We start from the raw sequence: 18,721 nt of genomic DNA, 5'->3' as shown, positions 1-18,721 counted from the left end.
AGTGAGCTCGCGTTAATTGTAATAGAGATCATCAAGGTCATTGTAGCACTTGAATAGGGGGTTGAGTTCGACTCATACCCCACTACTGAACCCAAACAGATAATGGCCTGCTTGCTGCGGGTCATTTTTTATTTATCCCTTAGAATCTCCATCGCAGCGTTATGTCCAGGCACTCCAGTAACGCCGCCTCCTGGGTGGCTACCGGAGCCACAGAGGTACAGCCCTTGGATCGGCGTGCGGTAATCGGCAAAGCCCATGAAGGGCCGGTTGCTCCACAGTTGGTCCAATCCTAAGGCACCATGGAAGATATCCCCCCCCATCAAGCCAAATTTGCGTTCTAAATCTAGAGGTGAGTGAATTTGATGAGCGATGATGGAGTCACGGAAATTGGGGGCATGGTTAGTGACAGTATCGATAATGGTTTGTGCTGCTTGCTCGCGATAGTCATCCCAGCTTTTAGCGTCCGGCAGTTCTGGAGCAAATTGTTGGCAGAATAGGCTGGCGACATGTTGACCCTCGGGGGCCAGGGAGGGATCGATGGTGGAGGGGATCAATATCTCTACTATGGGTTGCTTTGACCAGCCGTATTGAGCCGCATCTATATAGGCCTGCTCCAGGTAATCCATGGTAGGGCCAATGACGATTCCTGACTTGTGGTGTGGTTGCACGTGAGTACCGGGTTTGCATGTAAAGTCTGGCAGTTCAGACAGTGCGACATTCATACGGAAGGTGCCGGACCCCACTCTAAAACCACATACACGGCGGTGGAACTCTGGGTCCAGGTGTTGTTCGTCAATCATCTGGGAATAGAGTAGTTTGGGGCCGACATTAGCGATTACTTTATTGGCAGTAATGGTCTCCCCGCTACTTAGTCGTACCCCGGTAGCGCGATCACCATCGATAAGCACTTCTTTAACTTCAGCGTCTGTGCGAATAGTGACTCCGAGGTGCTCTGCTTCTTTACACATAGCCTGAGTGATAGCACCCATACCGCCCATGGCATGACCCCAGGCGCCTTTCTCACCATTTACTTCTCCAAATACATGATGTAGTAACACATAGGCAGAGCCGGGAGTACTGGGGGCGGCATAGTTGCCGACAATAGAATCGAAGGCAAGCGCGGCTTTGACATGGTCGTTCTCAAACCAGCTATCGAGTACGTTGGTAGCGCTCTTAGTGAACAGGTCCAGAGCATCTCGGCGTAATGCCATGCTTAACTTTTTTGCTCTAAGCCCAAATCCACCAGCGCGAACCATGTCCACAAGGCCGCCTCCCACATTGGGGGGAGTGCGCAGTAGCTCTTCGCGCAGTATGTTCGCAACGCTTTCGAGCATGGAATAAAAGTCAGGTAGCGTGGCTGCATCCCTCTTCGAGAAGCGGGCAACTTCAGCCTGTGTATCGAGAAAATTCTTATGGAAAGAAAGGCTTTCATTGTCTGAAAGTGGATAAAAATTAGATTGAGGCCGTAACTTTATATCCAGGCCATGTTGACGGAGGTGCAGCTCCTCAATGATTTTCGGGTTGAGTAGACTTACGGTGTAGCTTGCTACAGAGTTCCGGAAGCCCGGGTGAAATTCTTCTGTAATCGCGGCGCCGCCGACTATAGATCGGCGCTCTAGGATTGTTACAGCTTTTCCCGCTTTTGCCAAATAGCAGGCGCAGACCAGGCCATTATGGCCACCACCGATAATTAAAAAATCCTTCATTATTATTCTCTAGTTGGATTATGGTTGTACAGATTGTTGCCAAAAAAAATCAAAAAATAAAGGGGCGACTCAAATATACCTTTCCTAAAGACTGATCTCTTTTATTTTTAGTCTAAGGCTAAAATAACTTGCGATCCAATTATTTTGGCACACTGGCCCTAAGCTCTATGGGGATGCTCCTTTGTGCTGCCTGTAGTAAGTAATAGAGATACTCTATCTTACTTTAATCCTTTTAGGGTCGGGTGACTATTTTGAGAGGTAAAGTCTAATCAATGAGTTAAATCAAATGAAAAATCGGTAGTCGGTGTGAATAATAAGTGCCAGTATAATGAGTAGCAGTTTTAATTTTTACAGGCACTGAAGGGATGAGGATCAATTCTTCCAAATTTAATTTCTCTAAGTATGCTCTATCGGAGCAACGATTTCACCTAGATTAAATAGGCGGTTTAGAATTAATCCAGTGCAAGTGTTTAACTCAAGCCCTAATTATTTTTAGTGATCTAGCTGTTGCAATATGATGCAAATCGGCGCCATCCTTCTTCAAAAAGAGTAGGGTTTCATTGACTGTACTATCATTTGTGTCTAGTGACGGTTGAATGATAAAGCTATATTTCGAATTTTTGTTAGTAGATTCGTGATATTCTGAATGTGGTTTCTATTTAGAAAATTAGCCTTTTTTACCTCGGATAAAGACTGTATTGGGCGCCGCAATGGATATTATGATTCGCCCATAGTTTTCCCTCTAAGTGTACTAGGGTATCCTTCCCTCAAGCTGCTAAAAAGTAACTGAGAATAAGTGATTTATTTTGTTCTAAAGAAACGCCGCCAATTACATATCATGAACCCAATACAGAACAGGTATATCTTTTAGTACTGCCTATAAAAACTTGATGCAATTAATCATTTGGCGGCTGTGAGGTAAACAATATTAGGTGATCTAAGATTTATCACTCACCGACAGGGAGGGGTTCTCTTGACAGTAGCTGCGTGCGCACTCAAGGTTTGCATGGGGTGAGAGCATGCCAAAATTAAATTTCTTCAACAAACGGTTTTTCTTAACCGCGCAGGGCCAATCTTGATTGGCCAGGGCAGTTTTACCTAGCGAGATAATATCTGCTTGATTACTCTCTAGTACCTGACTTGCCTGCTCTGGCTCGGTCACGCCACCATTGGCGATCACTGGCAGACCGCTGTACTTCTTCGCTAGCTGCGAGAGTGATTCCGTGCCTTCAAAGGCCGGAGCGCTTATTTCAGGCTCCGTGGTGTGAATATAGTCGGCGCCGTATTGTCTCACTAACTCGAAGACTTTGGCAGCTCCAGATTCGCCTTCGTCCCAGATGTGGTTGGTATCGTTGACTTTCTTCTGTGAGAAGCGAATACCTACCGTAAAGCCATCTCCGACTGTTTCCCTTACAGCTTTAAGGGTTTCTTTGTAGATACGTAAGCGGTTATTAAGTGACCCGCCAAAGCAGTCTTGTCGTTTATTAGTGTAGGCGGTCAAAAATTGATCTAGAAGATAGCCATTAGCTCCGTGGATTTCGACGCCATCAAAGCCAGCAAGCTGGGCTAAGTGGGCAGCCTTAGCAAAACCTTCAACAGCCTGTGAGATGTCCTGCTGTGTCATGGCCTCTGGTATGGGGTAGGGGCCTTCGCCATGGTAGAAAGGCATCTGGATTCCCAATGGGCGAATATCAGAGGGGCCAGCAGTTCTGTTGGCGTAAGGGTTGTGCTGGGAGAGGGCTCCGGCATGCATTAACTGGGCAAATACCCTTGCTCCTAGTGCATGGATATCATTGGTAATTGGCTTCCAGCTCTCTGCGTGGCTGAGGCTGGCCATGCCAGGTTGATTTCTATAGCCCTGACTAAAAAGTTTATCGGTATAAAGCCCCTCTGTGATAATCAGCCCAAATCCACCACTGGCAAATTTCTCGTAATACTCCCCCATTAATGGCCCCACCCTGCCATCTGGCTCTGCACTGACCCGTGTCATCGGCGCTACGGCTAGTCTGTTAGGTATATAGAGCTTTCCAATCTTAGTGTCGTTAAATAGATTACGGTACTTAGTAGTCATAAATCACTTGTGCTTGTAATAAGTTTCCTCATTTTGACAATTCACAAAATGTTATGTAAATGAGTCATTCTGTCGTTACATTTTTAACTTTTTATTGAATATGCCGGGTATTAATCAGTTAGAGAGCTTGAGAGTATTCTGTGCCGTGGTGGAGCGCGGGAGTTTTACCGCTGCGGGGAAACGGCTGGGGGTTTCTGCCGCTTGGGTGTCCAAGTCGGTAGAGCGATTGGAATCTCAGCTAGGGGTTACGCTTTTCCATCGCACTACTAGGCACATGCAAATCACCGACGCTGGGGAGCGTTGTTATTCACGTGCTATTGACTTGCTCAGCAAATGGGATGCTTTAGAAGATGATCTATCGGAATCCCGTGAGAGTCATAGTGGGAAGCTGAGGGTAAGCGTGCCTATGTCCTGGGGGCTATCCAAATTTGGTCCCATCCTAAATGCATTTATGGATAGCTATCCAGATATTAGCCTCGATATCCAGATGGGGGATCATCATGTCAATGTGTTAGAGGAGAAGTTTGATCTCGTATTACGGCTCACTAATGAGCTAGTTGATAGTTCACTACTTTGTCGAAAAATAACCAGTTATCGCAGAGTTGCATGCGCCGCACCCGAGTATATAGAACAATATGGCGAGCCGCGCAATCCTCAAGATCTGAGTGATTATTCATGTCTAGTGTATACCTTGCCGGACATGCCTAGAGTGTGGCAGTTTAAGGAAAAGGATAAATTGCTAGAAGTTTATCTGGAGCCTAGGCTCGTTTCCAATAATAGTAAACTACTCCATACGGCTTTATTAGAGGGAAAGGGGATTGCCTTGATACCTGAGTTTATTATCGCTGATGACCTTGATAAAGGAAGACTGGTCCCGATATTAACAGGCTTTGAAACGAAAAGGCTGAACCTTTATTCATTGAGGCCTGGAAATAGGCGGCCCACCTATCGCTTGACGCTACTGACAAATTTTATAGATAGTCATTTGAGTGAAAGTTCAGGTGACTTAAGCATATAAATTTTGTACTTTTCTGTTTTCAAGAACTATTTATAGGATTTCTCAAATGTTAAATTATAAAAATAGGTTGCGATTCTTAGAAGGATGGCTGAGGCATGTCGCTTTACTGTAAAAATTGCTTGCAAGGTTGAAGCACATCAGTATTTCTTAAGTGGCCCATTGATGTGCTTCGTGATTGAGACTCAAGTGTAAATCGTTACGTTAATATCAAATGATGATTGCAAGTGAGATATATGAGTTAGACTATGCTTTGTTGTTTAATTATATTACTTTTTTCTCCACGTTTTCAGTGTTCCAATGATTAAAACCTCTTGCGTTTATTAAGAAGAAGGCCAGGTTGCCAATAGCCATACCATAACTTGACATGAAGAATATTCCTAAAATTATCCAGAGAACATTGGAAATTGCAAAAATAATAAAGCCAATTTTTTGCTTGTTGCCAAGCAAGTAGGCTGCATATAAGCTTAAGGATATAGCTAGCCAGTCAAGACCGTAGTGTGCCAGGTTATTTTCCATTTAAGTTTATCTCTTGGAATTACTTGGAGATATACTTTCCCACCTAACAGGATACGAGTTTTTCCATTTGCTTATCTTTTAAAGTAAGGAGGTCACTTAATCTGATAGGGGGCGAATATCTATTTTAAAGTGGTAACAATTAAACCCTGATTTTTTGCTTTATACATAATCCAGATCTATATAGATATACAGATAGTTTGTAAAATTTTCTGATCGAAAACAAAAGATGATTAAAGTGTGAATGGGGGTAGATACAAGTTGTGCAAAGAACATTTCCAGCTGAGTGTGGTATGTTTACTCATTCTTGCTGTCTTATTGATTGCTAGGGCCTTATAAATTTCCGCCTGTGAAGTTCAATTTGTGTCCTTGTGACGCATCCCTCTAAATGATCGTTAATTAGTCCCATTGCTTGCATGAAAGCGTATACAGTTGTTGGGCCTACAAATTTCCAACCGAGTTTTTTTAAGTCTTTTGAAAGTAAGATAGACTCTTTTGAGGTTGACATGCTTTGTGGTGTGGCAAGGGCTTCCTCCTTAGGTTCGTATCTCCAAACAAACGATGCCAGCGAACCTTCGTTCTTAACGATTTCTTTGGCGCACTTGGCATTACTAACTACAGCCTCGATTTTACCCCGATGCCGAATTATCCCTTCATTTTTTAGAAGTTTTTCAATATTTGATTGGTTGAAACGAGCTACTTTGTTAAAGTCAAATTTATGGAAGGCCCTCCGGAAATTCTCTCTCTTGGCTAGGATTGTGCGCCAGCTCAGTCCCGACTGGAAACCTTCCAGGCATAGTTTTTCAAATAGACGGTAATCATCATCTACTGGGTAGCCCCATTCAGAGTCATGATATTCTAGAAAATCCGGTGCCGAAGAACACCAGCTACAGCGATATTTACCATCGTGGCCTTGTATAAGTTGTGCAGGCATATCAGCTTCCTAACCATCTGTCTCAGTATTTAGTAAGAATTCAAGTTGCGGACTTGTTTTGGATGCATCGATTTCTATGACTTCGCTACTAACGACATTTTCAGATATAAAAGGATCTTGACTGATGCGTTCCAACAATTCTTCGTAAGTAGTATTAAACGCTAAAATCCCCCCACCAATACCGGGCTTTATGTTTCCTGATGCTAGAAATACACCATCATCATAACCTTTTTGCAGCCACACCTTATGACCTGACATATACTGGGCAGCTTGTGCTTTGTTCTGTGAGAATTTTAATAGGATAATAAACATATAATTCAATTCCTTTATAAATAGGGCTACCCCTTCATTTGGAACGTATCAACCCAAGAGCACATCTTCTTAACTTCATGCTCGACAAAACCCTTATCTTGAAAGGCGTTTGCCATAGTGGCCACCCCTTGGCTCCAAGATAAAACCTTCAATGATAAGTTATCTGCATCAATATCGGGGTTTAGCTGAGTAAATTGCATTCTTAACCACTCTCTGAATAGAGTGAATATTTTATTAGCGTCCTCCCGGCTTATATGATTCAGCTTAGCTAGTTCATTGGAGAGAGTACCAATGGGGCAACCAAAATCTCTGACTTTATCCCAATTGGTAATAACAATACGTATATAGCACTTGATTCTCTGATCAGGTGCGCTTCCTTGATTTTCCCAATCTTGGAGCATTACTCGGGTTTTTTGTAATCTTCGTTCTATTACGCTGGATAAGATCTGATCCTTCGTCTTAAAGTGATGATAAAAATTCCCGCGTGAAATATTTAAGAGGCTGGCAATATCTTTGAAAGAGGTATGCTCAAATCCCTGTTGGTAGAATAAATCATCTGCAACATCAATGATTCGTTCACGGGTATCTAGTTTTTCCATATTGATCGGGGACTATTTTCTAATCTGGGCTGAAGCGAATGGATAGTCATTATAGCCTTTTTCGTCCCCGCCGTAAAAAGTTGAATGGTCAGCTGGATTAAGTGGCATACCCTGCTTAAGTCGGTAGACTAAATCGGGATTTGCTAGGAAGGGTGTCCCAAAAGCAATTAGGTCAGCTTTATTTTCTTTCAAAGATGTTTGGGCGCGCTCGAGGTCATAGCCGTTGTTGGCGATATACACACCTTTAAAGCGTTCCCGCAAGAGCTGGTAATTTACATCTCGCTCTTTCTTCATCATATCACCTTCTAAAATATGGACGTAGGCAATATTTCGGAAGCTTAGTTGCTGCAATAGGTATTCAAAGTGATTTTGCGGATCGGAATCGGACATCGAATTAAAGCAATTTTCGGGTGTAAGTCGCACTCCAATACTATTTAAAGGCCACGCTGCCATTACGGAGTCAATCACTTCATTTAGCAGCCGCATGCGGTTCTTTATATTACCGCCATAGAGATCACCGCGCTGATTAGTACCATCCCGTAGAAACTGATCGATCAAATAACCGTTCGCACCGTGAATCTCAACTCCGTCAAAGCCTGCCTCTTTAGCCATTTGTGCGGCAAAGCCAAATTGCTCTACGATTTTGGGGATCTCACTGCTCTCTAATGACCTGGGAAGTACAAAGTCTTTTTTTCCTTCATAGGTAACCGCTTGTCCAACTGGTTTAACTGCCGATGCGCTGACGGGGGTATCTCCATCTGGCTGCAATGTGGGGTGGGATATGCGCCCACAGTGTTGCAGCTGTATAAAAATTTTCCCACCTGCTTGATGCACTGCTTGTGTGAGTTTCCTCCAGCCAGAGACCTGCTCCGTTGTGTAAATACCCGGTGTGCATGGGTATCCAATGCCTTGAGCAGATATAGGGGAGGATTCCGTGATGATTAGGCCTGCGCTTGCCCGCTGTTGATAATGCGTCACCATCATTGGTGTCACTACCCCTTGTGCATCTGCTCGATTGCGAGTCATTGGTGCCATCACCACTCGGTTTGAGAGTTGAAGACCTGCCAAATCGAAGGATTGGAATAAATTAGCCATGTTTTACTTCCTTTTCTCAGCTTTATTTCTCTAGGACGCCTGACCTAGTGATTGTTATGCTAGGTCACCCGTCCTAGCGGTGTCAACCATTTATCAATTCGTATACTGATCGAGGATAGGGGGGCGATAATTTGTACACCCAGTAGGTTTGATTGATAGGGGGTGCAATATGGCAACATTTGTTCTGGTACACGGTGCTTGGCAGGGAGGCTGGTGTTGGAAGCGGGTATCAGCGTTTCTTAGGCGGTACGGCCATGAGGTTTATAGCCCAACTATGACGGGGCTCGGAGAAAGGGCGCACCTTTTAGATGACACAATCAACCTGGATACGCATATACAAGACATTTTGGGTGTTATCGCATGTGAAGAGTTAACGGATATTGTCTTGTGTGGCCACAGTTATGGTGGAGTGGTAATAACCGGTGTGGCTGATAAGGTGCACCAGCATATACGATCCCTTGTCTATCTTGATGCCTTAGTTCCAGAGGATGGGCAAAACGTCTTAGATCTTTTGCCTGTAGAGGTCGGGTTGAGTTTTCAGGATATTGCCAGAACTCAGGGTGATGGATTTCGTGTAGCGCCAAGTCCTGCAATAGATTTCGGGGTTAACATTCAAGATCAGGCATGGGTGGATCGGCGCTGTGTCGACCATCCTCTGGGATCATTTGAGCAACCGATTCAACTACAGGGCTTATGGAAGCAAGTAGCTCGGCACCGATACATCTATGCGTCGGGCTGGGCACCAGGAATTGGTAGGCCGTTCTTTGAGAGAGCCCAGAGAGAACTTGGTTGGGAGACGATAAACCTTCCCTGTGGTCATGATGTGATGCTAGATATGCCCAAAGAACTTACCCAAATTTTGATAGCCTCGATATAGCAATAGCTGCGCTACTTTAGCAACTTATATGGGGCACCCCTTATGGATGCTCCAATGAGAGATGGGGCAAGTATGTCTCTGTATAATTTAAGCACGTGTCGATATAAAAAATAATTAATCTATTGAATCCAAGTTTCGCGTTGACTACGCCTAATTACATAGTGAAGAAATCAAAAGAAAAAATATTTCCTCGATTGCAGGTGGGTGGCATAAATCTAGGGGAGCAAGATAAGCCATGGTTGGTACTGCATCACGGTGGCGTGACTGATGATGCGGCTACGGCTTACCTTTTAGTTGTTCCTGGATGTAAGGCTTCTATATCTTTTGCGACTAACTATGTGCCAGAAAAATTCTGGCGGATGCGGGGGCGTATGACGTCAATCTTGAAAGAATAACTTGATGTTGAAAGGTGCAACCGCTGGGATTTCCTTCAGCCCTCTGTATAGTTGCGTTAACTTTTCTGTATCTTCATTGCTGCATACGTTGAGCGTGCCTCCCGGCAGACAGCCCTAAGCTTTTGGAAAGGCGGGTAGATGCTCATGTCAAATTTCTATAAGGCCTTTAAAGGCTTCTATACAATATCTCCATTTTTAATTTTGACTTATACCTGAAGTAGAAAGAGATAACTTACTGTTTTTGGTTGAAATGAACTGGGCTGGCTAAACTAAAGATACTAGTAGCAGGAGCTATCAGATTATATAGAGAAGACGCCTGCATAACACTATAGAAAACGGTCGATATGGGTTGTGCCAAAGGCGGAAAAAAACGCGTTTCTCTGTTGAGTGCTACGCTGCTTAGTGCCACCTGTATGATAGGTTCGGGCTGGTTGTTTAGTGCGCAGCTTACGGCAAACTATGCAGGTAATTGGGCTTTTGGAGCCTGGATATTAGCGGCGCTTTTGGTTTTGATGGTTGGCTTGTGCCTAAGCCGTGTCGTTGCATTCTACCCAGTCCGGGGAGCCCTCGCTCAATCCAGTGCATTGTCGCACAATAGTATTCTTGGAATGCCATTTGCGTTTGCTAACTGGTTTGGCACATTAATGGTTGTTGCGACCGAGGCGCAGGCAACTACCCAATACCTCTCATCTGCTATAGATTCCTCTTTGTTAATTGGCAATCACACCTTGACTCCGTGGGGGAAGGTTCTCGCGTTAAGTATTCTTTTTGTATATTTGCTGATTAACTATTACGGAATACGGTTTCTTGCCAAGATCAATAATGTTGTCACTGTTCTAAAGATATTTACTCCCACCTTTGCAATAGTTGTATTGCTTATAGTTGTATTTAGTAGTGATACAAGTGGGTCAAATTTTTCAATTGACTCTAATCAGGAGTTTGGGTTTGGAAGCGCTTTTTCCGCTGTTATTGGGGCAGGTCTAATATATTCGTTTAATGGCTTTCAGATCAGTGTTGCCTTTGCCAGTGAGATAAAACATCCCAAGCGTAATATTCCTTTGGCCGTTACTTTATCAATTACAATAATGACACTTGTTTATCTTGCATTGCAATATGCTTTTATGGCCTCAGTGCCGAACGATCTTCTGGTGGAAAATGGTGGTTGGCAAGGGATTAATTTTGACTCGCCGCTTTTGGACTTGGCGACACTGCTTGGCTTGCACTTTCTTGCAATGATACTACTCGCAGACAGTGTGATAAGCCCCTCGGCATCTGGATATACTTATTTGGGGGCCTCGTCAAGAATTCTATTTGCAATGGCCTCTGTAGGGCAAATGCCGCGATGGTTAGCTGTTTTAGATCCTGTACATAATTTATCAAGGCGCTCGATGCTTACTAATTGGTTGATAGCAGCAGTTGTACTTGCTCATGCTGATAGCTGGGCAGCACTTATGGTGATCGTATCTGGCTATCATATAGTTGGATATATGGCCGCCCCCATTAGCATGGGTGCACTTGAACCTGGCACGAGATACTTTGGAGCTGCTGTTTTTGCTGTACTGGGGGTGCTCATGATTACCATAACTTCATCATCCCTTTTGTTGGTGTGCGCCTCTTTGTCAGTACTTATTTGTATTTATGCATCATTGCATATTGCCAGTATTGGGGTTAAGAAATTATCCGTGTTAGTTCTGCCGTTTATTATATATTTATGGATTTTATATTTTATTCAGTATGCTTGGGCGGTAATTGTTTTTTCAGTTGCTTTTTATTTTTTAATATCTTCGAAGTCCTATGTTAAATTTTGCAGGGTATATAATAAGCTGTAGCTTGATGTATGGTTTTAAATGGTTGGTGTCTGTGATATTAGTAAAAGATTACAGGGTGTTGGGTGGATCCAAGTACATGAGTGAACCCTTTTGCCAAGGCCAATTCTGACAGGGTCAGTTTAAGTTATTGAATGCCTGATAATAGCTATCATTTTATCCGCAAATATATTGGTAGATGGCAATAGGGGGTGTTCGAGCATAGCTCGCGCAGTAATATCAACTTGAGGAAGCCTATTAATTCTTGTTTGTTTAATAAGTTAGTACTTTTCTCCAAAAAATTACGGTTAACACATTTAAGTCCGGGGGAGTGCCGGGTTTTAACTTTTACTACACAGCCCTCCTGGAGGCTCACTTTCGGAGGGAACATAGTTAGTAGGCTGATGTGATAAATTGCTCAATTGTCAGAGCTTAGAGAGCCGTCTTACAGCTTTCTCTCTCCACTCTTTGGATAAGGGTTGTAGTTGACTTGCAGCCTGGAGTACTTGCTTGGTATCGGGAAATTGCTTATCAAAAAAAGCTCTGAACATAGATCGTATGTCGATTGAGTTTGGAGCTTCAGCTATCTTACAAATCGAATCCCCTTCTTTAATATGCCCCTCCTTAATAACCCTAAAATATACACCGCAATTAAAGCTACTAGTGAGAATCTTGGCTGCAGCGTCATTATCTAGGGCCATGCTTAGCTTAAAGCAGGGTATTCTGGGTTGACTTACCTCAAGGATACAACTGCCTATGCGGAATTGGTCTCCAACAAAGATATTTTGTTCTCGAAGCCCTTCTACAGTTAAATTCTCACCAAATGCGCCATACTTAAGGCTCTTTCTGCCTAACAGGTCTTCCCAGTAAGGGTAGTGGTCATTAGAAAACGCATATATGGCCATATCTTTGCCGCCATGATTTTTTAAGTCTGCCTGCTCATCTCCTTCCAAATTATTCTTTCCAACAAAAAGTTTTCCTTGGACTGGCTTCTTGAAGATCCCCGTTGTTACAGTTTTACCCCTGTATTCGCAATCTACTTTTTTGGATACGTTTATAGAGAGGAGTTTCATATTTTCTTATTGGTAGATAATTTATGCAGGACCTGGATCTTAGCAAAATATACGCTTAATGCACAGCTATCCTATGTTGCTTTAATGTCCTATAGGACGGCTTACATATATCTGTTTATTGGTTAATGGTTGGAAGATTTATCCCGATACCAGCGCCAGCGATCTTCTTCGTACTCATAGCATATATTATCGCAGTGGATCTTCTTCTCTACGCACCAGTCTTGATTTTCATTATCTCTAATGCAGTCATAGTAGCTATTCTTACAGGTTTTTATACACCTGTTTCGAGCCTCACGATCATGAAGTTCTCCAGCTCTTACATTCACAAAGAGGCAGGAAGTCAGTGTAATTAGAATTGTGATTAGATAGCGAAGCTTTGGCATGGTTAAACGCCGTTTGATTTTGCTCCTGAAGAGTAATGTCACTAGCGATAAACCAGTAAAATATTTGTTGGTTGGTTTGCTGGCAGGCGGGTGAGAGGGTGGTGGGTGAGAGGGTGGCGGGTGCTAAGCGTGTATTTTCTGATAGAGTGAATGCCACTGTCCTTAGATTAGGCGGCAACCGTTTTGCTGAGTTGCCGCCTTACATTGTGATGAGATTTTTATCCGTTGGCAGTGGCCAATTGGTCAATTACCTGTTGTATTTTCTGTTTATTGTTTTTAATGAGTCGATCTGAGTGAATCTTGAGTGAATCGATATTGTCATATTCAAATAGACCGACATGGGGTTCAGTTACCTCTACATTGAGATAGTCATATTTGATCTTTACATTGTTGGAGAGTAATGAAGCAATTTCCAGGGCGTGCAATTGCTGCTCATCCATTGATCTTTGAACACTTGAGATAGCATCTCGTGCCCACTGTAGTATGCCCCAGTTTTTCAGGTCTTTATATTTCACCTGCGAACTGGTTAGCGGGGAGGTGCCGGACCCAAGAATCAGCACATAGTAGTTCTTGTGAGGGAACTCTTTGATGATATCCAGGAGCGCAACACTTGCAGGGTTGTTGGCAGAAATACCTGCGTCGGCAAAGTATTTATGGCCCACTTCTTTGCTGTCAGCCATAAAGCCAACTGGGGGAAACAGTGAAACCCCACTAACTGCAGCTGTGACCAGTTGATATAGGCTGTTGGTAGGAAGCTCACTGGTATCTCCTCCTCGGTTTTTGAAGAGGTGAAGTTCACCAGTATTTACACTGAGTGAGGGGATAATCACATAATTTTTCAAATCGGTGAAGTTAAGCTCTGGTGTATAGTGCTTCTCCATCACTTTGTGAAGGCGGCGACCCAAATATTTTGGAGAAAAAAGACCGGATGCTGTAAGCAGTTTATGATACCAAGGGGTTGAAAACAGATAATTACTTTTCGACTTGTATAAGTTAATAAGCAAGTCTGTTTTTGAATCGACATTGGCATAGTTTTTAGCCAGGTGAGATGAGCGGACATTCAACCCGGTAACAATGACAGCGCCCGTTGAGACACCACTAAACACATCGAAAAGCTCGTCAACTGGTTGCCCCAGTGCTTTTTCCAAGTGCTTAATGACATATAGTGGTATGAGTCCACGGATACCACCACCGTCAATGACAAGTATGTTGATCGTATCTTTATCATTGAGATGATTGCGTATCGCAGTCTCATCCTCTTGCACTGGAGAGCGATAAAATGTTGCGCTTGCTGTAAGGATATAGTTGTACAGATAGGCGCAGGCAGTGAATATCACGATGATCACTGTACATATAATAAGGATATAACTGAGTTCCATTTCTGCACCTATAAGGTATTTACGTCACAAGGATATAGACACCGAATCTTTGATATTGACTAAATGGAGAGAGCGGGTTTTGTCGGGTAAGAAGGGGGGCGAAAAAAACGTATGATATTACTTTTTATGGGTTTAACGGTCCGTAGTTTTTTCTCGGTTGTAAGGGCTTTCGGTGAGAAAAAAGTGCGATTTATAGATCTGTGCGTCTTATTTTCAGTTTTCTGGTAATGATTATTTCGTATATCGATTTTTTCGAAATTATCGATATATCGACGATGACCGAATGGTTTAATATAAGCTGAAGATGACTATTTAGTTAAACATCAATAGTTTGATGCTGGATGGAGTGCTGTCCTAATTTGGGATATTAAACATTCCAAAAAATAAGTGTATTTCTGTATTAACCCCTTAATTTTTCAGTGCTTTTTGCTTGACTGAAAATTCCGCCTTTAGTTACTTTTCACGCATAGAATCTTGAGTGTCCACAGAGTCCAGCCTTATTGGCTGGCTCTCAGCAGGATTGATATCAGCGTTTGGCGTACTGGCTGGTATCAAATTTGCCCTTGATAGCGCTTGCCATGCAAATAGCTGAAAAGCTCTCGGTGGCTGAAAAAGAGGGGCTCAGCAAGGGGAGGAATGCTTTTTAAAGGTATTGAGCAGGGTTTTGGCTTCTTTAAGGCTTAGCAAATGTGCCCTGAATGAATTGGCCCCGGCATTTACTCCCAGAGAGATCAATTTCATCACTACATTGAACGCGAGTTCTGATTTTAGGTAGGGGGTAAATGCCAGAAAGGCATTAAATATAGACTGATGAACTCTGTTTAGTAACTCTTGTATATCTGGATTGCTAGTTGATATCTTCTCGGCCTTTTTCTCAAAGGCTTTTAGCTGATTGACATACTCTGAAAATAACCTGAGATTAAACACAACCGTTCTGTGCTCTTTATAACCGGCAATGATGGTGCTGAGTGCATCATTGATCTTGCGTAAGGCTATGTAATCATTTCTTGATAGGTCGGTATAAGAATCGGAGAGATAGCTGATCGTATCTCTCCGCAGCTGACAAAACTCAAATAAGTGTTGATCATGCTTCTTTACTTCCAGAAGCTGATACATTTTCGCGAAAATGAAGACAAGAGCAATTGCCGGCAATAGATAGAGCACTACTCAAACTCCTTTTCATTAATTGGCTTCTTGGGCGCGTTTTTCCTAGTGGGAGGTGAATAAGAGAAGGCGTTGTCCATCAACTTTAAAAACCTGTCCCTATATTCTTTATTATCTGCTGCAAGCCGGTCAATTTCAACTTGTCGGTCCTTCAGGCGCCCACTGTACATCCAGAAGAGGAGGTAATGAGCAAAGATGAAAAATATGACAAAGAGGCCATTCTTAAGCCCCACATTCTGTACGAACTGAAGTATATCTTTGAGGATATCAGTCATGTAGTCCCTTACTTCTGATTTTGACAGCTCCTCATGCATTTTTAACTATTGAGACTCTTGATTCAACTTGGTTTAACTTTGAACAGTAATTTTGGTACTTGAGTCTTATTTGCTTCTGTTTAAATCCCGGATATAGCCTTCGTGAGGCTGGAGGTGCCCGACCTTGCAGCGCAAGCCACTTCTCTTTTGGGCAGTTAGTCTAAGCATGTGGGGTCTGAAGTAGTGAACTGGTTTCCACTCCAAAGATTTCTTTCATTGCAGTCGGGGTCAAAGGGATCTGCGAGGTCAAATTGCTGATTGCCGTTTAGGGTATTCCCGGTAACCCGGTTGTTTAAGCTGTTCGAGTCGGTAACGATAATACCGCCATTGCTTGGTAGTACCGAGAGCCCATTATTGGATACCGTGTTGCTTGCAATCGAATTGCTTGAGCCGCCACTTAGATTAATGCCCACCTGCCCATTATCCGCCACATTGTTACTTGCTATGTTGTTGAAATTACCGTTTATCAGGATTCCAGCTTCACCGTTATTCTCAATGATGCTGTTAGATACAAATGTGAAGTTGCCGTCAATCTCGAAGCCGTCCTCGCTAAACCCAGAAACGGTAGTAAAGGAGATATTGTTATAGTCTCCCAGGATTTCAATGCCTTCGTCTCCGCCTCCTAGTACCGTACTGCGACTAATGGTGTTGTAATCGCCAAAAACCTCAATACCATCAGAGATGGTTGAAGTAGCAGGACCTGTAATATCGACGTTGGTGATGGTATTGCCGTTGCCGAATAGTAAAATTGCATTTCTTACAGCGCTATTTATTTCCATATTGGAGATGGAGTGGAAGCCTGAGCTGGAGGTGATGACACCATTGGTGCAGTTGGTTAGTTGGCCGTTGCTGAGATATGCTGCGGTGCCCTGGAGGTCTATTGCGTAGAAATCTGTTTGGGTTGGGTCCAGCGATACGCAGCTAAGCTCAAACCCCGCCATATTCAGGCTCCCCGATGGGCCTACAATGGTGAGTGCTACAGGATTGGCGATACTCAACTCGCAATTCAGGTCCTGAGATAGAGTGGTGGGCTCAGATATAGTGTCGCCGCATTCAATGGCCAGTGCGGCCGTAGATAGGGTAAAGACTGCGGCTAACAAACCTAGCTGCTTAAGTACATTCAGAGTCGTGATATCCATGGCGCTAACCCCTGAAAACTTCTCCTTGTTTCCATAGTCCAAAGCCTAGCTGTGTTTTGGTGTTGAGGTTGTCGCAATAAAAAAGGGGCTTACGTCAAAAAACGTAAGCCCCTTGAAAATGGCGCGCTCGGGAGGATTCGAACCTCCGACCGCCTGGTTCGTAGCCAGGTACTCTATCCAGCTGAGCTACGAGCGCGTCGAGGAGGCGCACAATATAGATTGGTGTAGGTAGAGTCAAGCATTTTTTTCATATGAAGCACTTTTTTGGTGTTTGGTGACCGTAAAACCTGTTTGTCTGTTTCTGTTTTCTCACAAAGGGATTTGGCTCAGGAGCCGTGGGTAGGGCTTTCTTGAGGTTATAAGAGGCTTTTGAGGCTTTGCGGCGACTACTGACTGATCGTTCCGCTATTGCTTGTTCCCAGCTGGGTCACATTGGCAAGTTGTGAGGTTCCACTTTGGCTAGCTGTGAGGCTGTTCAGGGTCCCGTTTTGAAGGGATGTTAAAGTGTGGTTCATTCCGCTCTGATTCGACATTACAGAGTTCTCCATGCCACTTTGGGTGGTCCATGAGTTAATTTGTGAGCCTGTCTGAAACAGTGTTTGTGAATTTTGCATGCCTTGTTGGCTTATATTTAATTGGCTAAAGGAACTGTTGGATTGATTGGCTGACACGGTATTTAGCTCACCAACTTGATCTCCAATAGCAAAATTATTACCGCCTGCACTCTGACCAAGGCTGAATATATTTCCAGTGCCAAATTGTGTAGAGCTGGCAAAATCAGAAATGCTTAAGCTGTGAGATATTCCACTCTCATTTTGATCTCCGATTTGTAAAATTTGAACGGTACCCAGTGAGCTTTCAATCTGTATAGATACTCCGACATTGTTAGTGCCATCCTGAGTCATATTCATGAAATTATTGGTGCTATCTATTTGGGTGAGCAAGGTAGTATTAGAATCGCCTTGTTGTAAGGAGATGGCAGTGTCATTAGAAGAGCGAATTTGCGTGCCGGCTGTTCCATTATTGATCCCAAAAAGTGTCTGGGATAATGTCGTTCCAATAGAATCAATCTGAAAATTTGACAGTGTGTTTCCATCACCATTCTGTAGGATAGTCATACTGGATAATTCAGCATTTTCCTGCTCTAAGTTTAGAGTGGTATTTGCGTTGCCTATTTGTGTATGGCTGATGGAGCTATCAAGGGTAGCTCCAAATTGGATTGCTTCAGAGAAATTATTGTTGCCATTTTGCACTTGTAGAATGGTGCTGTTCTGAGTGCTTGAGTCGGATTGATCCGTCATTGCCATGTTGCCGGTACCGGTCTGCTGTACAATGGAAGTATTATTATTTGCCTGTAGATGTGCACTGAAAGTAGTAAGTGCAACTGCCATAACTAAAAAATTTGCTTTCATAGTGCGACCTCTAGGGTGTAAATGGAAATAGTAGTTGGATTGATATCAGTAGGATGCGCATACTTGGTTATGTTGCCCTCTAAGGGGAAGTTGATAGTGTCAAAATTGGGGGCTGTTTTGAGTGGCGCTAAGGGCAGTTGTAGCCAAATACTGCAAAGGAGGCTATCAAATTGTAGGAGGCGTCTGGCGAAAGACTTCACGCAACTTGACCCCATTTATGCTCTGTCACTCGTCTCACGGGAAGCCCTTTGGGTAACCCCGGTGCAGCCATCCTTCTCGCGACATCTTGATCAGGTCAATCGGTGCAGGGAAAGTGTTGGTGATCTGAGTTGAAGTTGCCATAGGAACTCAGTGTTAAATTACTAGGAAGAAAGTTCAGGTTTTAGTGCCCATTAAATTCCAAGTAATATCTTCTATTAAAAATTATCTTAGGTTTTAAGTAGTGGATATTGTCAGCGAAGATGAAAGGCCATTAAGCAGACCTCTCCCGACTTAAATCGTAGTACAATTCGAAAAATTGCTACTTGCTACT

At 43.4% G+C, this 18,721-nt stretch carries 17 protein-coding genes and 1 tRNA gene; 4 read left to right on the top strand and 14 right to left on the bottom strand.

Annotated features, from left to right (window positions below; all coding sequences use genetic code 11):
* Positions 1-128: 128 nt before the first annotated feature.
* Complete coding sequence (locus ACJJIN_RS09555; protein ID WP_444897867.1) at positions 129-1,706, bottom strand: phytoene desaturase family protein; 1,578 nt, start codon at positions 1,704-1,706, stop codon at positions 129-131.
* A gap of 937 nt (positions 1,707-2,643) precedes the next feature.
* Positions 2,644-3,777: an oxidoreductase gene (locus tag ACJJIN_RS09550; protein ID WP_444897866.1), complete on the bottom strand. Its 1,134-nt coding sequence runs from the start codon at positions 3,775-3,777 to the stop codon at positions 2,644-2,646.
* Positions 3,778-3,877: 100 nt separating this feature from the next.
* Between ACJJIN_RS09550 and ACJJIN_RS09545 the strand changes: the two genes are divergently transcribed.
* Positions 3,878-4,795 carry a LysR family transcriptional regulator gene (locus tag ACJJIN_RS09545; RefSeq protein WP_444897865.1) on the top strand — a complete coding sequence of 306 codons (918 nt, stop codon included), beginning with the start codon at positions 3,878-3,880 and terminating at the stop codon, positions 4,793-4,795.
* Positions 4,796-5,056: 261 nt separating this feature from the next.
* On the opposite strand, the gene ACJJIN_RS09540 is transcribed toward ACJJIN_RS09545, so the two are convergent.
* The 5 genes from ACJJIN_RS09540 to ACJJIN_RS09520 all read right to left on the bottom strand — a co-directional run bounded on the left by ACJJIN_RS09540 (position 5,057) and on the right by ACJJIN_RS09520 (position 8,248).
* Positions 5,057-5,311 (bottom strand): hypothetical protein, encoded by a 255-nt coding sequence (locus ACJJIN_RS09540; protein WP_444897864.1) that lies wholly within the window; start codon positions 5,309-5,311, stop codon positions 5,057-5,059.
* Positions 5,312-5,633: 322 nt separating this feature from the next.
* Positions 5,634-6,242: a DNA-3-methyladenine glycosylase I gene (locus ACJJIN_RS09535; RefSeq protein WP_444897863.1), complete on the bottom strand. Its 609-nt coding sequence runs from the start codon at positions 6,240-6,242 to the stop codon at positions 5,634-5,636.
* Positions 6,243-6,251: 9 nt separating this feature from the next.
* Positions 6,252-6,554 (bottom strand): YciI family protein, encoded by a 303-nt coding sequence (locus tag ACJJIN_RS09530; protein WP_444897862.1) that lies wholly within the window; start codon positions 6,552-6,554, stop codon positions 6,252-6,254.
* 26 nt (positions 6,555-6,580) lie between these two features.
* Entirely contained in the window at positions 6,581-7,153 is a 573-nt protein-coding gene (locus ACJJIN_RS09525; protein ID WP_444897861.1) for a TetR/AcrR family transcriptional regulator, read from the bottom strand.
* Positions 7,154-7,165: 12 nt separating this feature from the next.
* A complete protein-coding gene (locus tag ACJJIN_RS09520) occupies positions 7,166-8,248 on the bottom strand; it encodes an alkene reductase (RefSeq protein WP_444897860.1) in 1,083 nt (360 codons plus the stop codon).
* A 169-nt stretch (positions 8,249-8,417) separates the two neighbouring features.
* Here ACJJIN_RS09520 and ACJJIN_RS09515 point away from each other — a divergent pair, with 169 nt between their 5' ends.
* The 3 genes from ACJJIN_RS09515 (at position 8,418) to ACJJIN_RS09505 (ending at position 11,349) form a co-directional block, all read left to right on the top strand.
* Positions 8,418-9,125, top strand: coding sequence for an alpha/beta hydrolase (locus tag ACJJIN_RS09515; RefSeq protein ID WP_444897859.1), 708 nt, complete (start codon positions 8,418-8,420; stop codon positions 9,123-9,125).
* A 161-nt stretch (positions 9,126-9,286) separates the two neighbouring features.
* Positions 9,287-9,520, top strand: a complete 234-nt coding sequence (locus tag ACJJIN_RS09510; RefSeq protein ID WP_444897858.1) for a hypothetical protein — start codon at positions 9,287-9,289, stop codon at positions 9,518-9,520.
* A 344-nt stretch (positions 9,521-9,864) separates the two neighbouring features.
* Complete coding sequence (locus ACJJIN_RS09505) at positions 9,865-11,349, top strand: APC family permease (protein ID WP_444897857.1); 1,485 nt, start codon at positions 9,865-9,867, stop codon at positions 11,347-11,349.
* 401 nt (positions 11,350-11,750) lie between these two features.
* On the opposite strand, the gene ACJJIN_RS09500 is transcribed toward ACJJIN_RS09505, so the two are convergent.
* From ACJJIN_RS09500 to ACJJIN_RS09470, 7 genes are all read right to left on the bottom strand, one after another.
* The gene (locus tag ACJJIN_RS09500) at positions 11,751-12,398 is read right to left on the bottom strand and encodes an MOSC domain-containing protein (protein ID WP_444897856.1); all 648 of its coding nucleotides are present in this window, start codon (positions 12,396-12,398) and stop codon (positions 11,751-11,753) included.
* A gap of 601 nt (positions 12,399-12,999) precedes the next feature.
* Positions 13,000-14,160 (bottom strand): patatin-like phospholipase family protein, encoded by a 1,161-nt coding sequence (locus ACJJIN_RS09495; RefSeq protein ID WP_444897855.1) that lies wholly within the window; start codon positions 14,158-14,160, stop codon positions 13,000-13,002.
* A gap of 621 nt (positions 14,161-14,781) precedes the next feature.
* Positions 14,782-15,312 (bottom strand): hypothetical protein, encoded by a 531-nt coding sequence (locus ACJJIN_RS09490; RefSeq protein WP_444897854.1) that lies wholly within the window; start codon positions 15,310-15,312, stop codon positions 14,782-14,784.
* Positions 15,313-15,323: 11 nt separating this feature from the next.
* Positions 15,324-15,638 (bottom strand): hypothetical protein, encoded by a 315-nt coding sequence (locus ACJJIN_RS09485; protein ID WP_413662626.1) that lies wholly within the window; start codon positions 15,636-15,638, stop codon positions 15,324-15,326.
* A 155-nt stretch (positions 15,639-15,793) separates the two neighbouring features.
* Positions 15,794-16,777, bottom strand: a complete 984-nt coding sequence (locus ACJJIN_RS09480; protein WP_444897853.1) for a right-handed parallel beta-helix repeat-containing protein — start codon at positions 16,775-16,777, stop codon at positions 15,794-15,796.
* Positions 16,778-16,896: 119 nt separating this feature from the next.
* Positions 16,897-16,973, bottom strand: a tRNA-Arg gene (locus ACJJIN_RS09475).
* 190 nt (positions 16,974-17,163) lie between these two features.
* On the bottom strand, positions 17,164-18,189 hold the full coding sequence (locus tag ACJJIN_RS09470; RefSeq protein WP_444897852.1) for a serine-rich family protein: 1,026 nt from the start codon (positions 18,187-18,189) through the stop codon (positions 17,164-17,166).
* Between the last annotated feature and the right edge of the window lie 532 nt (positions 18,190-18,721).

The sequence above is a fragment of the Microbulbifer maximicatervae (SeqCode) genome (assembly GCF_052467505.1).
This window is presented reverse-complemented; position numbering and strand designations above follow the sequence as displayed.

Coding starts and splice junctions, on each gene's coding strand:
- ACJJIN_RS09555 (WP_444897867.1), bottom strand. CDS start 1,706: ATGAAGGATTTTTTAATTATCGGTGGTGGCCATAATGGCCTGGTCTGC.
- ACJJIN_RS09550 (WP_444897866.1), bottom strand. CDS start 3,777: ATGACTACTAAGTACCGTAATCTATTTAACGACACTAAGATTGGAAAG.
- ACJJIN_RS09545 (WP_444897865.1), top strand. CDS start 3,878: ATGCCGGGTATTAATCAGTTAGAGAGCTTGAGAGTATTCTGTGCCGTG.
- ACJJIN_RS09540 (WP_444897864.1), bottom strand. CDS start 5,311: ATGGAAAATAACCTGGCACACTACGGTCTTGACTGGCTAGCTATATCC.
- ACJJIN_RS09535 (WP_444897863.1), bottom strand. CDS start 6,242: ATGCCTGCACAACTTATACAAGGCCACGATGGTAAATATCGCTGTAGC.
- ACJJIN_RS09530 (WP_444897862.1), bottom strand. CDS start 6,554: ATGTTTATTATCCTATTAAAATTCTCACAGAACAAAGCACAAGCTGCC.
- ACJJIN_RS09525 (WP_444897861.1), bottom strand. CDS start 7,153: ATGGAAAAACTAGATACCCGTGAACGAATCATTGATGTTGCAGATGAT.
- ACJJIN_RS09520 (WP_444897860.1), bottom strand. CDS start 8,248: ATGGCTAATTTATTCCAATCCTTCGATTTGGCAGGTCTTCAACTCTCA.
- ACJJIN_RS09515 (WP_444897859.1), top strand. CDS start 8,418: ATGGCAACATTTGTTCTGGTACACGGTGCTTGGCAGGGAGGCTGGTGT.
- ACJJIN_RS09505 (WP_444897857.1), top strand. CDS start 9,865: ATGGGTTGTGCCAAAGGCGGAAAAAAACGCGTTTCTCTGTTGAGTGCT.
- ACJJIN_RS09500 (WP_444897856.1), bottom strand. CDS start 12,398: ATGAAACTCCTCTCTATAAACGTATCCAAAAAAGTAGATTGCGAATAC.
- ACJJIN_RS09495 (WP_444897855.1), bottom strand. CDS start 14,160: ATGGAACTCAGTTATATCCTTATTATATGTACAGTGATCATCGTGATA.
- ACJJIN_RS09485 (WP_413662626.1), bottom strand. CDS start 15,638: ATGCATGAGGAGCTGTCAAAATCAGAAGTAAGGGACTACATGACTGAT.
- ACJJIN_RS09480 (WP_444897853.1), bottom strand. CDS start 16,777: ATGGATATCACGACTCTGAATGTACTTAAGCAGCTAGGTTTGTTAGCC.
- ACJJIN_RS09470 (WP_444897852.1), bottom strand. CDS start 18,189: ATGAAAGCAAATTTTTTAGTTATGGCAGTTGCACTTACTACTTTCAGT.